The organism is Kitasatospora sp. NPDC085895, from assembly GCF_040702125.1.
In the GTDB taxonomy this organism is placed as follows: domain Bacteria; phylum Actinomycetota; class Actinomycetes; order Streptomycetales; family Streptomycetaceae; genus Kitasatospora; species Kitasatospora arboriphila.
Map to the genome: position 1 here is coordinate 55,537 of NZ_JBFBJY010000001.1, position 13,586 is coordinate 69,122.

The 13,586-nt window shown below is 70.0% G+C and carries 8 protein-coding genes; all 8 read right to left on the minus strand.

Annotation, left to right across the window (positions count from 1 at the left end; translation table 11 throughout):
• Positions 1-5: 5 nt before the first annotated feature.
• Complete coding sequence (locus AB0442_RS00330; RefSeq protein WP_366159754.1) at positions 6-1,202, minus strand: histidine kinase; 1,197 nt, start codon at positions 1,200-1,202, stop codon at positions 6-8.
• 55 nt (positions 1,203-1,257) lie between these two features.
• Positions 1,258-1,938, minus strand: a complete 681-nt coding sequence (locus tag AB0442_RS00335) for a DUF4097 family beta strand repeat-containing protein (RefSeq protein WP_366159755.1) — start codon at positions 1,936-1,938, stop codon at positions 1,258-1,260.
• A 198-nt stretch (positions 1,939-2,136) separates the two neighbouring features.
• Positions 2,137-6,030 carry a DNA-directed RNA polymerase subunit beta' gene (locus tag AB0442_RS00340; RefSeq protein ID WP_366159756.1) on the minus strand — a complete coding sequence of 1,298 codons (3,894 nt, stop codon included), beginning with the start codon at positions 6,028-6,030 and terminating at the stop codon, positions 2,137-2,139.
• Between the two features lie 108 nt (positions 6,031-6,138).
• On the minus strand, positions 6,139-9,615 hold the full coding sequence (rpoB, locus tag AB0442_RS00345) for a DNA-directed RNA polymerase subunit beta (RefSeq protein ID WP_344621448.1): 3,477 nt from the start codon (positions 9,613-9,615) through the stop codon (positions 6,139-6,141).
• A gap of 813 nt (positions 9,616-10,428) precedes the next feature.
• A complete protein-coding gene (gene rplL / locus AB0442_RS00350; protein ID WP_366159757.1) occupies positions 10,429-10,812 on the minus strand; it encodes a 50S ribosomal protein L7/L12 in 384 nt (127 codons plus the stop codon).
• A gap of 87 nt (positions 10,813-10,899) precedes the next feature.
• Positions 10,900-11,454 (minus strand): 50S ribosomal protein L10, encoded by a 555-nt coding sequence (gene rplJ / locus AB0442_RS00355; RefSeq protein ID WP_095874414.1) that lies wholly within the window; start codon positions 11,452-11,454, stop codon positions 10,900-10,902.
• A gap of 333 nt (positions 11,455-11,787) precedes the next feature.
• Positions 11,788-12,615 (minus strand): hypothetical protein, encoded by an 828-nt coding sequence (locus AB0442_RS00360; RefSeq protein ID WP_344621446.1) that lies wholly within the window; start codon positions 12,613-12,615, stop codon positions 11,788-11,790.
• Positions 12,616-12,821: 206 nt separating this feature from the next.
• Positions 12,822-13,544: a 50S ribosomal protein L1 gene (gene rplA, locus AB0442_RS00365; RefSeq protein ID WP_263104917.1), complete on the minus strand. Its 723-nt coding sequence runs from the start codon at positions 13,542-13,544 to the stop codon at positions 12,822-12,824.
• Between the last annotated feature and the right edge of the window lie 42 nt (positions 13,545-13,586).

Here is a 13,586-nt window from a genome sequence, read left to right on the forward strand (position 1 = left end):
TTCCGTCAGATGTCCAGGGGCAGGCGGGCGTTCACCAGGAAGCCGCCGTCCGGCCGCGGCCCCGCCTCGGCGCTGCCGCCGCAGGCGGCCGCCCGTTCGCGGATGCCGATCAGTCCGCGCCCGCCGGGCAGCCCGCCGGCCCGGGCCGGGGGCACGCCCCGGCCGTCGTCGGTGACCTCGACCTCCAGTACCGGGCCCCGCACGCCCACCCGGACGCCGACGTGCCGCGCCTCGGCGTGCTTGAGGACGTTGGTCAGCGCCTCCTGGACGATCCGGTAGGCGGCGGCCTGCACGTCTGCCGGCCCGTGCTCCTCGATCTCGGCCCGGACGGCGATGCCCGCGTCGCGGACCCGGTCGACCACCGTCGGCAGCTCGGCCAGCGTGGGCTGCGGGGCGAGTTCGGGCCGGGCCCCGTCCTCCTTCAGCACGCCGAGCACCCGGCGGAGCTGGACCATCGCGTCCCGTCCGGAGTCGGCGATGGTGTCGAAGGTCCGGATCGCCCGGCCGGGGTCGCTGCGGACGACCAGCGGGCCGGCCTCGGCCTGGATGACCATCAGGGAGACGGCGTGGGCGAGGATGTCGTGCATCTCCCGGGCGATCCGGCCGCGCTCCTCGGCGACCGCCCGGCCGGCCTCGCCGGCGGCGCGCAGCGCGGCCTCCCGGGCGCGCTCCGCCTCGACCGCGGCTCGTTCGGCCTCGACCCGGGCCCGTCGGTGCAGTTCGCGGGTGAGCGAGCCGAGGATGAAGCTGCCCACCGACATCAGCAGGCTGAACAGCATGCCGTTCGGCGAGCGGGTGCCCAGGATGTTGGCTGGCACCAGGATCGCCAGCATGAGCCAGCGCTGCCAGTCCCGGCCGCGGTCGGCGACCGTGTAGACGGTCAGCACCTGGTGCAGCGGGAGCTGCGGCGCGACGGAGTGCGCGACGATCGACTGGGTCAGCGAGAACACCCCGCTGACCAGCCAGACGGTGAACGGCGCCCGACGGCGCCAGGGCAGCGGCGCGGCCGCGGCGACCACCAGCAGGTACACCCACCAGGGCCAGCCCCGGTCGTCGCAGAACACCGCCCAGACCGAGATCGCCGCCGCGGCCAGCGCGAGGCCGGTGTCCACCACGTACGGACCGGCCCGGCCGGGCCCCGCCCGCCACCGGTCGGTGAGCGCGGCCGCCCGCGCCCGGACGTGCACCGTCCACTCCCCCACCGCCGGACCTCCCCCGTGACCCGTCCCGGAACGATCATGCCGTACCGGCGGCGGCTCAAACACCCTCCACCGTCACGTCGCCGGTCTCGGTGCGGGCCGTGATGGTGCTCCCGGCGCCCGCCGAGCGGTCCACCGAGACCTTCACCGCGCCGGTGTCGCTGGCGGAGTCCACCGCGTACGGGCGGCCCCCGGGCACCCGGACCCGGACGTCGCCGGTGCTGCTGACCGCCTCCACCCGGCGCACCCCGCCGTCGAGGGACACCGCGACGTCACCCGTCTCGGCGGCCAGCCGGACCACCGGCGAACTCAGTGCGGCAGTGATCCCGCCGGTGCCGGTCCGGGCCTCCACCTCTCCGCTCAGGCCGGTCAGCCGGATGCTGCCGGTGGAGTCGTGCACCTTCACCACGGTGCCGGCCGGCACCCGGACCTTGTAACCGACCCCGCAGTCGCCGTCCGGGCAGCGGTAGGAGAGGGTCAGCGTGCCGTCGGCCACGGTGTGGCTCGCCTCGGGTGCGGACCCCCGGTAGGTCTGCTGCTCGGTCACCTCGATCCCGGTGGCCCCGCCGGTGACCTCGACGTCCCCGGTCTCCCCTTCGATCACCAGGGTGCGCACCTGCTCGGTGACCCGGTAGCCGACGTCCCGCCGGTGGTCCTCGGCGAGGCAGCCCACCAGGGCGGCGCCGGTCAGCGCGGTCACGGCCGTGTACAGCAGCACTTTGGCCAGTGGACGGTTCATGCGGTCCTCCCCCTCGGCCTCCCGGACCGTCCGGATCGCCGCAGGGACCACACTGCCCGTCGGAGGGCCCCTGCGGATCCCCCGCCGGAGCGGTTCTGCCGACTCCCCCGCGCGAGGGAGAACGAGGTGACGCGGGAACGCCGCAGGGCGGCCGCCCCTTTCGGGGTGGCCGCCCTGCGGCGTTCAGGACCTGCGGACTCAGCCGGTGTACGGGCCGTAGTCGTAGTCGTCCAGCGGGACCGCCTGGCCGGAGCCGGCGCCGAAGGGCGACAGGTCGTAGTCGTCGTAGCCGACGGCCGAGTACATCGCGGCCTTGGCCTCCTCGGTCGGCTCGACCCGGATGTTGCGGTAGCGGGGCAGACCCGTACCGGCCGGGATGAGCTTACCGAGGATGACGTTCTCCTTGAGGCCCAGCAGCGGGTCCGACTTGGCGTGGATCGCCGCGTCGGTGAGCACCCGGGTCGTCTCCTGGAAGGAGGCGGCCGACAGCCAGGACTCGGTGGCCAGCGAGGCCTTGGTGATACCCATGAGCTGCGGACGGCCGGAGGCGGGGTGACCGCCCTCGGACACCACGCGGCGGTTCTCCTGCTCGAAGCGGCCGCGCTCGACGAGCTCGCCCGGGAGCAGCTCGGCGTCGCCCGACTCGATGATCGTCACGCGGCGGAGCATCTGCCGGATGATGATCTCGATGTGCTTGTCGTGGATCGACACACCCTGCGAGTTGTAGACCTTCTGGACCTCGGCGACCAGGTGGACCTGGACGGCGCGCTGGCCCATGATGCGCAGGACGTCGTGCGGGTTGGTGGCACCGACGGTCAGCTTCTGGCCGACCTCGACCGCCTCGCCCTCGCTCACCAGGAGCTTGACGCGCTTGGAGACCGGGTAGGCGATCTCGTCGCTGCCGTCGTCCGGGGTGACGACCAGCTTGCGGGTCTTCTCGGTGTCCTCGATGCGGACCCGGCCCTGCGCCTCCGAGATCGGGGCCACACCCTTGGGGGTACGGGCCTCGAAGAGCTCGACGACACGCGGCAGACCCTGGGTGATGTCGTCACCGGCCACACCACCGGTGTGGAAGGTACGCATCGTCAGCTGGGTACCGGGCTCACCGATGGACTGGGCGGCGATGATGCCGACCGCCTCACCGATGTCGACCAGCTTGCCGGTGGCCAGCGAGCGGCCGTAGCACATGGCGCAGGTGCCGACCGCCGACTCACAGGTGAGGATCGAGCGGGTCTTGACCTCGCTGATGCCGTGCCGGATCAGCTCGTCGATCAGGACGTCGCCGAGGTCGGTGTTGGCGGTGGCCAGCAGCTTGCCGTCGACGGTGATGTCCTCGGCGAGCATGCGGGCGTAGACGCTGGTCTCGACGTCGTCGGCCTTGCGCAGCACGCCGTCGGCGCCCACGGAACCGATCGACAGCTTCAGGCCGCGCTCGGTGCCGCAGTCCTCCTCGCGGATGATGACGTCCTGGGAGACGTCGACCAGACGACGGGTGAGGTAACCGGAGTCGGCGGTGCGGAGGGCGGTGTCGGCGAGACCCTTACGGGCACCGTGGGTGGAGATGAAGTACTCCAGCACGGACAGGCCCTCGCGGAAGGACGCCTTGATGGGACGCGGGATCGTCTCGTTCTTGGCGTTCGACACCAGACCACGCATACCGGCGATCTGACGCATCTGCATCATGTTTCCACGAGCACCCGAGTCGACCATCATGAAGATGGGGTTCGTCTTCGGGAAGTTCACGGCCATGGCCTCGGCGACCTCGTTGGTCGCGCGGGTCCAGATGCCGACCAGCTCGCTCTTGCGCTCGTCGTTGGTGATCAGACCGCGCTCGTACTGCTTCTGGACCTTCTCCGCCTGCGCCTCGTAGCCCTCGAGGATCTGGGGCTTGCTCGGCGGGACGATGACGTCCGAGATCGAGACGGTGACACCGGAACGGGTCGACCAGTGGAAGCCGGACGCCTTCAGGTTGTCGAGCGTCGCGGCGACGACGACCTTCGGGTAGCGCTCGGCCAGGTCGTTGACGATGGCCGACAGCTGCTTCTTGCCGACCTCGTAGTCGACGAACGGGTAGTCCTCGGGCAGCAGCTCGTTGAAGAGCGCGCGGCCCAGGGTGGTGGTGATGCGGAACGGCTCGCCCTCGAACCAGGTCGACTGGCCGTCCTCGTCCACCGGCGCCGTCCAGCCGCGCGGCGGGACCGTGCCGGCGGGCATGCGCAGGTCGATCGGGGCCTGGACGTCCAGCTCGCGGGCGTCGAAGGCCATGATCGCCTCGGCGGTCGACGAGAAGGAGCGGCCGGCGCCCTTCACGTTGTCGCGGTCCGAGGTGAGGAAGAACAGACCGAGCACCATGTCCTGGGTCGGCATGGTGACCGGACGGCCGTCGGCCGGCTTGAGGATGTTGTTCGAGGACAGCATCAGGATGCGGGCCTCGGCCTGCGCCTCCGCGGAGAGCGGCAGGTGGACGGCCATCTGGTCACCGTCGAAGTCCGCGTTGAACGCGGTGCAGACGAGCGGGTGGATCTGGATGGCCTTGCCCTCGACCAGCTGCGGCTCGAAGGCCTGGATGCCGAGGCGGTGCAGGGTGGGCGCACGGTTCAGCAGGACGGGGTGCTCGGCGATGACCTCTTCGAGGACGTCCCACACGACCGGGCGGGCGCGCTCGACCATGCGCTTGGCCGACTTGATGTTCTGCGCGTGGTTCAGGTCGACCAGGCGCTTCATCACGAACGGCTTGAAGAGCTCCAGCGCCATGGCCTTGGGCAGACCGCACTGGTGCAGCTTGAGCTGCGGGCCGACGACGATGACCGAACGGGCCGAGTAGTCGACGCGCTTGCCGAGCAGGTTCTGGCGGAAACGACCCTGCTTGCCCTTGAGCATGTCCGACAGCGACTTCAGCGGACGGTTGCCGGGGCCCGTGACCGGGCGGCCGCGGCGGCCGTTGTCGAAGAGCGCGTCGACGGCCTCCTGGAGCATGCGCTTCTCGTTGTTCACGATGATCTCGGGGGCACCGAGGTCGAGGAGGCGCTTCAGGCGGTTGTTGCGGTTGATGACGCGGCGGTACAGGTCGTTCAGGTCGGAGGTCGCGAAGCGGCCACCGTCGAGCTGCACCATCGGACGCAGGTCCGGCGGGATGACCGGCACGCAGTCCAGCACCATGCCCTTGGGCTTGTTGGTGGTCTGCAGGAACGCGGAGACGACCTTGAGGCGCTTGAGCGCACGGGTCTTCTTCTGGCCCTTGCCGGTGCGGATGATCTCGCGCAGGCGCTCGGACTCCTCCGCCAGGTCGAACGACTCCAGGCGGTCCTTGAGCGCCGCGGCGCCCATCGAGCCGGAGAAGTACGTGCCGAAGCGGTCGCGCAGCTCGCGGTAGAGCAGCTCGTCGCCCTCGAGGTCCTGGACCTTGAGGTTCTTGAAGCGGCTCCACACCTCGTCGAGGCGGTCCAGCTCGCGCTGGGCGCGGTCGCGCAGCTGCTTCATCTCGCGCTCGGCGCCCTCGCGCACCTTGCGGCGGACGTCGGCCTTGGCGCCCTCGGCCTCCAGCTCGGCCAGGTCGGTCTCGGCCTTCTTGGCACGGGCCTCGAGGTCGGCGTCGCGGCGGTTCTCGATCTGCTGGCGCTCGACCGAGACGTGCGCCTCCAGGGACGGCAGGTCGCGCTGGCGGCGCTCGTCGTCGACCCAGGTGATCATGTAGGCGGCGAAGTAGATGACCTTCTCGAGGTCCTTCGGCGCCAGGTCCAGCAGGTAGCCCAGGCGGGACGGGACACCCTTGAAGTACCAGATGTGGGTGACCGGGGCGGCCAGCTCGATGTGGCCCATCCGCTCGCGGCGCACCTTGGCGCGGGTCACCTCGACGCCGCAGCGCTCGCAGATGATGCCCTTGAAGCGGACGCGCTTGTACTTACCGCAGTAGCACTCCCAGTCCCGGGTGGGGCCGAAGATCTTCTCGCAGAAGAGGCCGTCCTTCTCGGGCTTCAGGGTGCGGTAGTTGATGGTCTCCGGCTTCTTGACCTCGCCGTGGGACCACTGGCGGATGTCGTCGGCGGTGGCCAGGCCGATACGGAGCTCGTCGAAGAAGTTGACGTCAAGCACTGGTCGTCAAGCCCTCTTTCGTGATTCGAGAGTTTGTCTGTGGTCTGAGGGGGGCCTGGGGGCGGGCCGGCTGTTCCTGCTCACGAGGAGCAGCCGGCCCGGCCTCCGTCAGACCTCTTCGACGCTGCTCGGCTCGCGCCGGGACAGGTCAATGCCGAGCTCCTCGGCCGCACGGAAGACGTCCTCGTCGGAGTCCCGCATCTCGATGGACTGGCCGTCCGAGGACAGCACCTCCACGTTGAGGCAGAGCGACTGCATTTCCTTGATGAGCACCTTGAAGGACTCGGGAATGCCGGGCTCGGGGATGTTCTCGCCCTTGACGATGGCCTCGTAGACCTTCACGCGGCCGAGGACGTCGTCGGACTTGATGGTGAGGAGCTCCTGCAGCGCGTACGCGGCTCCGTACGCCTCGAGGGCCCACACCTCCATCTCACCGAATCGCTGACCACCGAACTGCGCCTTACCACCGAGCGGCTGCTGGGTGATCATCGAGTACGGACCGGTCGAACGGGCGTGGAGCTTGTCGTCGACCAGGTGGTGCAGCTTGAGGATGTACATGTAGCCGACCGAGATCGGCATCGGGAACGGCTCGCCGGAGCGGCCGTCGAACAGCCGGGCCTTGCCGGTGGAGTTCACCAGGCGCTCGCCGTCGCGGGTGAGCGTGGTGTTGTCCAGCAGGCCGGTGATCTCGTCCTCGCGGGCGCCGTCGAAGACCGGGGTGGCGAGGTTGGTGCCACCGACGACCTGGTCGGCGCCGATCTCCTGCAGGCGCTGGGCCCACTCGTCGGCGAGGCCGGAGACGTCCCAGCCCTGCTGGGCGAGCCAGCCGAGGTGGATCTCCAGGACCTGTCCCGGGTTCATTCGGGACGGGACACCCAGCGGGTTGAGGATGATGTCGACCGGGGTGCCGTCCTCCAGGAACGGCATGTCCTCGACCGGCAGGATCTTGGAGATGACGCCCTTGTTGCCGTGACGGCCGGCGAGCTTGTCACCGTTGGTGATCTTGCGCTTCTGGGCCACGTAGACGCGGACCAGCTGGTTGACGCCCGGAGGGAGCTCGTCGCCCTCCTCGCGGTCGAAGACGCGGACGCCGATGACCTTGCCGGACTCGCCGTGCGGCACCTTCAGCGAGGTGTCGCGGACCTCGCGCGCCTTCTCACCGAAGATCGCGCGGAGCAGGCGCTCCTCGGGGGTCAGCTCGGTCTCGCCCTTCGGGGTGACCTTGCCGACCAGGATGTCGCCGGTGACGACGTCGGCGCCGATCCGGATGATGCCGCGCTCGTCGAGGTCGGCGAGGACCTCCTCGGAGACGTTCGGGATGTCCCGGGTGATCTCCTCGGGGCCCAGCTTGGTGTCACGGGCGTCGACCTCGTGCTCCTCGATGTGGATCGAGGAGAGGACGTCGTCCTGGACGAGGCGCTGCGACAGGATGATCGCGTCCTCGTAGTTGTGGCCCTCCCACGACATGAACGCCACGAGGAGGTTCTTGCCGAGCGCCATCTCGCCCTGGTCGGTGCACGGGCCGTCGGCCAGCACCTGGCCGGCCTCGACGCGGGCGCCCTCGTCCACGAGCACCTTCTGGTTGAAGGAGGTGCCCTGGTTCGAGCGGGTGAACTTGGCGGCGCGGTACGTGGTGTACGTGCCGTCGTCGTTGGCCACGGTGACGTAGTCGGCCGAGACCTCCTGCACCACACCGGCCTTCTCGGCGGTGATGACGTCGGCGGCGTCGACCGCGCAGCGGTACTCCATGCCGGTGCCGACCAGCGGGGCCTCGCTCTTCAGCAGCGGCACCGCCTGGCGCATCATGTTCGAGCCCATGAGCGCGCGGTTGGCGTCGTCGTGCTCGAGGAAGGGGATCATGGCGGTCGCGACCGACACCATCTGGCGCGGCGAGACGTCCATGTAGTCGATCTCGGTGCCCGGGATGTAGTCGATCTCGCCGCCGCGGCGACGGACCAGGACGCGGGGCTCCGCGAAGTGCAGGTCGTTCGTCAGCGGCGCGTTGGCCTGCGCGATGACGTAGCGGTCCTCCTCGTCGGCGGTGAGGTAGTCCACCTGCTCGGTGACCACGCCGTCGACGACCTTGCGGTACGGCGTCTCGATGAAGCCGAACGCGTTGACCCGGCCGTACGAGGCGAGCGAGCCGATCAGACCGATGTTCGGGCCTTCCGGCGTCTCGATCGGACACATGCGGCCGTAGTGCGAGGGGTGCACGTCACGGACCTCGAAGCCGGCCCGCTCACGGGACAGACCACCGGGGCCGAGCGCGGACAGGCGGCGCTTGTGGGTCAGGCCCGACAGCGGGTTCGTCTGGTCCATGAACTGCGACAGCTGGCTGGTGCCGAAGAACTCCTTGATGGAGGCGACGACCGGCCGGATGTTGATCAGGGTCTGCGGCGTGATGGCCTCGACGTCCTGGGTGGTCATGCGCTCGCGCACGACGCGCTCCATACGGGCGAGACCCGTGCGGACCTGGTTCTGGATGAGCTCGCCGACGTTGCGCAGGCGCCGGTTGCCGAAGTGGTCGATGTCGTCGACCTCGATGACGATGTCGCGGCCCTCGTCGTCACGCCACTCGGTCTCGCCGGCGTGCAGCTTCACCAGGTACTTGATGGTGTTGATGATGTCCGGCTCGGTGAGCACGCCGGAGTCCAGGGACTCGCCGTTGCCGAGCTTGCGGTTGACCTTGTAGCGGCCGACCTTGGCCAGGTCGTAGCGCTTCGGGTTGAAGTAGAGGTTCTCGAGCAGGGTCTGCGCGGCCTCACGGGTCGGCGGCTCGCCCGGACGCAGCTTGCGGTAGATGTCGAGCAGCGCGTCGTCCTGGCCCTGGGTGTGGTCCTTCTCCAGGGTGGCGCGCATCGACTCGTACTGGCCGAACTCCTCGAGGATCATCTCGTTGGTCCAGCCGAGGGCCTTCAGCAGCACGGTGACCGACTGCTTGCGCTTGCGGTCGATGCGGACACCGACCATGTCGCGCTTGTCGATCTCCATCTCCAGCCAGGCACCGCGGGAGGGGATGATCTTGGCGGAGTAGATGTCCTTGTCGGACACCTTGTCCAGGGAGGAGTCGAAGTAGACGCCCGGGGAACGGACCAGCTGCGACACGACGACGCGCTCGGTGCCGTTGATCACGAACGTGCCCTTGTGGGTCATGAGCGGGAAGTCGCCCATGAAGACCGTCTGGGACTTGATCTCGCCGGTCTCGTTGTTGGTGAATTCGGCGGTGACGAAGAGCGGGGCCGCGTAGGTGAAGTCGCGGTCCTTGCACTCGTCAATGGAGTTCTTCGGCGGCTCGAAACGGTGGTCGCGGAAGGTCAGCGACATCGACCCGGAGAAGTCCTCGATCGGCGAGATCTCCTCGAAGATCTCCTCCAGACCGGACTTGGTGGGGACGTCCTGACCGTTGTCCAGCGCCTCCTCGACCCGGGACTTCCAGGCCGCATTGCCGAGCAGCCAGTCAAAGCTCTCGGTCTGCAGGGCCAGGAGGTTCGGGACCTCGAGGGGCTCCTTGATCTTCGCGAACGAAACGCGGAGCGGGGCGGTGGATGCGGCGGAATTGTTCGAGGCGTTGCGCGGCGCGGCCAAGAGGGGGGTCCTTCCGAGGGCTCGGAGCTCACTACGCGCGTACCGGCCGGGCCGAGACGGGACCGGTGCCACCGCCGGGGACCACCGCCGACCGGGAGGAGAATCCCCAGGTCAATGCCGGTTCACGGAGGCGGAGCCAGACCCCTTCAGGGCAGCGCAGACTCCGGGCGACGAGTCACGGAGCAGCTAACAGGCAGCGCAAAGGGACAGTGTAGCCAAAGGCGACACTGCTGACAAGCCCTGATTCGGAGACCGAATCGGACGCTCCCTCCGGTCGCATCCCGTGCGCTCCGGCCCCGCCGGGGAGCCGTGCCGCAGGGGTGCCCTGCCCTCGTACAACCGACGGCCCGGGAACTCCCGGGCCACCGCACCTCTACTCGGAGTCACTTCCCGCTGGGGCCACCGAATATGCATCCGGAGCCGCTCCAACCGGGGCGGACGGGCCGAGCGCGGCGCGCGCCTTGAGAATCGCGCGCCTGCTGCCGTTCGTCAAGGCCCCCACCGGAGTGCGGACCTCGCCTGCCTCATCGTCCGCGGCCCCGGGAGCGTTACAGATCCCGTGGTGGGAGCCGCCGCGACGACAGTGATCACCCTACCGGCCGCCACCGACAGTGGCCGAGCGCACAGCGGGCGGGCCCTGTGCAGGTATCCGGCAGGCCCGGGCGCCGCGGAGGCGGGCGGGCGGCACGGGCGGGCGGATACGCGAAAGGCCGGGCCGGCCATCCTCGCGGATGGCCGGCCCGGCCCGTGTTCCTGCGCGCCCCCTCAGCGGGGGCGTGGAGGCACCTCCCGACCCTCAGGGCCGGGGAGGGGTCACTTGACGGTGACCTTGGCGCCCGCGCCCTCGAGCTGGGCCTTGGCCTTCTCGGCGGTCTCCTTGTTGACCTTCTCGAGAACCTTGGCACCGGCGGTGTCGACGAGGTCCTTGGCCTCCTTCAGGCCGAGGGAGGTCAGGGCGCGCACCTCCTTGATGACCTGGATCTTCTTGTCGCCCGCACCGTCGAGGATGACGTCGAACTCGTCCTGCTCCTCGACGGCCTCGGCCGGGGCACCCGGGGCGGCAACGCCCGCGACGGCGACCGGAGCGGCAGCGGTGACGTCGAACTTCTCCTCGAAGGCCTTCACGAACTCGGAGAGCTCGATGAGGGTCATCTCCTCGAACTGCGCGAGCAGCTCGTCCTGGGTCAGCTTCGCCATGATTGGCGTCCTTCCACTAAATCGGCAGGTGGTGCCGGATGTACGGATTGGCGGGCGTACTACGGGCCCGCTAGAGGGCGGGAGTGATTACTCCGCGTCCTCGGCGGGAGCCGGCGTACCGGCACCGCCCTGCTCGACCTTGTCGCGCAGCGCGTCCACGGTGCGGACGAGCTTCGACGGCAGGGCCTGGAAGACCGCGGCAGCCTGGGAGGGCTTGGCCTTCAGGGCACCCGCGAGCTTGGCGAGCAGCACCTCGCGGGACTCGAGGTCCGCGAGCTTCTTGATCTCATCGGCGGACAGCGCCTTGCCGTCAAGGACACCGCCCTTGATGATGAGAGCGGGGTTCTCCTTGGCGAAGTCACGCAGAGCCTTCGCCGACTCCACCGGGTCACCGGTGACGAAGGCGACAGCCGTCGGACCGGCGAACAGGTCGTCCAGCTCGGAGATCCCGGCCTCGTTGGCCGCGATCTTGGTCAGCGTGTTCTTCACCACGGCGTACTCAGCGTTCTCACCCAGCGAGCGACGCAGGGTCTTGACCTGCTTCACCGTGAGACCGCGGTACTCGGTCAGCAGCGCCGCGGAGGAGCCACGGAACTTGTCCGTGATCTCGGCGACGGCAGCAGCCTTGTCGGGCCTTGCCATAGGCGTACGCCTCCTTCCGTGATGTCGAAGTCGGGCCGACCTTGGAGCAGTCGACCATTCAACGCCTCGACGCGCCGGTTCGAAGGAAGCCTCAGCAGAAACGATGAGAGCCCCGGTGCGCAGGCGCACGGGGCTCTGAAAGACCTCGACGTCCGACGTGACGGATCACGACGGGCGGAAGTCCAAGCTCCAAACACTCCTGCGCGGGCTGCCTGCGACGAATCGCAGATCCTTCGGCGCCTCGCCCCCGAAAGGAAGCGGACGACAACCAGCGGTCTTCGGCAGCCACCACCGTACTGGACGCCCGGCACTTCGACCAAATTCGGGCATCCGCTACAGCGGCGGCAGGCTCCGTCCGCCCGCGTCGGCGGTGTCCGACTCGGCCGGGGCCTGCACCGACAGCGGCCCGCCGAACTCGTCGAAGCGCAGCGTGTCGGAGATCCGCTCGGCCGCGCCGGAGCCGGTGCGCTGCAGCTGGACGGGCTGGTCGCGGTCGTTCAGCCAGACGTCGAGGGTGATCACCCCGCCGTCGCCCAGCGCGGTGCGCAGGGCGGCCCGCCGGGCGGGCGGGAGCTGGGTCTGCGCCTCGGCGTAGTCGGCGACCGTGGTGGCGACCCGGTAGTGCACCACGGCGGTGTCGTCGATCTCCTCCGCGCCGATCCGCTCGGGCGCGGGGGCGGCCACCGCCGCGGTCAGCGCCACCACGGGGTTGAGCCGGTCGACGGTGTCGGCGTACGGCACGGCGCGCTGGCCGTCGGTGCCGGGCACGCCGGTGAACTTCTCCCAGTGCCGCCCGCCGAGCCGGCTCGCGGTGGCCGCGTCGCCGCCGCGGTAGGCGGTGGTGTCCAGCACCACGACCTCCTCGGTGGTGCCGGGGCGCTTGAGCTGGAGCACCGTCTTGGGCGCCCAGAACAGCAGGCCGGCCACGGTGTCCGAGCCGAGGTTGCCGCTGAAGCGGGCCCGCCGGGCGCCGTGCACGGCCAGCTGGGCGGAGAGCAGCACGCCGTGCGGCGAGCGGTCGGTCGGGGTGGCGAGCACCGTCGGGTCGGCGGAGGCGCTCGGCGAGGCCGCCGGGGCGCCCCCGGAGCCGCTGCCGCAGGCGGTGAGCACCGCGGCCAGTGCCGCGGCCGCAGCCGCGCGGCGCACCGCCCGTCCCGCCATCCCCGCCTCCCCTGCCCGTCCCGCGCCTCGTCCGCTGCCCTTCACCCTGCCATGCCGGCCGCCGCGGCGTCCGGCCGGCCGGCCGCGGTCCCGCGCGGCCGCGCACACGGCCGACGGGCCCGCACCCCCGGTGAAGGGGGTGCGGGCCCGTCGGTCACGAACTGCGCGGTGCGCCCAGGACGCGGCTACTGCCGGAGCACGGTGGCTCAGACGGCGGCCGGGTCCTCCTCGACGAGGAGGTTGCGGGTGCGGTTCGGGTCCACCTGGACGCCCGGGCCCATGGTGGTCGAGAACGCGATCTTCTTGATGTAGCGGCCCTTGGCGGCGGCCGGCTTGGCCCGGAGGACCTCCTCGAGCGCGGCGCCGTAGTTCTCGACCAGCTGCTCGTCGGTGAAGGAGGCCTTACCGATGATCAGGTGCAGGTTCGAGTGCTTGTCGACGCGGAACTCGATCTTGCCGCCCTTGATGTCGTTGACGGCCTTGGCGACGTCCGGGGTGACGGTGCCGGTCTTCGGGTTCGGCATCAGGCCACGGGGACCGAGCACGCGGCCGAGGCGGCCGACCTTGCCCATGAGGTCCGGGGTGGCGACGACGGCGTCGAAGTCCAGGCGACCCTTGGCAACCTCGTCGATCAGCTCGTCGGAGCCGACGATGTCGGCGCCGGCAGCACGCGCGGCCTCGGCACGGTCACCGGTCGCGAAGACCAGGACCCGAGCGGTCTTACCCGTGCCGTGCGGGAGGATGACGGTGCTGCGGACCATCTGGTCGGCCTTGCGCGGGTCGACACCCAGGCGCATGGCAACCTCGACGGTCGCGTCGAACTTGGTGGTGGAGGTCTCCCGGGCGAGGCGGACGGCCTCGAGCGGGGCGTAGATCCGGCTGCGGTCGACCTTGGCGTCCGCGGCCTTGAGGGCCTTGCTGCGCTTCACTGCTTCTCCTGAAGGTGATGGAGTTCGTGGTGGGAACGGGCC

Coding starts and splice junctions, on each gene's coding strand:
- rplL (WP_366159757.1), bottom strand. CDS start 10,812: ATGGCGAAGCTGACCCAGGACGAGCTGCTCGCGCAGTTCGAGGAGATG.
- AB0442_RS00335 (WP_366159755.1), bottom strand. CDS start 1,938: ATGAACCGTCCACTGGCCAAAGTGCTGCTGTACACGGCCGTGACCGCG.
- AB0442_RS00360 (WP_344621446.1), bottom strand. CDS start 12,615: ATGGCGGGACGGGCGGTGCGCCGCGCGGCTGCGGCCGCGGCACTGGCC.
- rplJ (WP_095874414.1), bottom strand. CDS start 11,454: ATGGCAAGGCCCGACAAGGCTGCTGCCGTCGCCGAGATCACGGACAAG.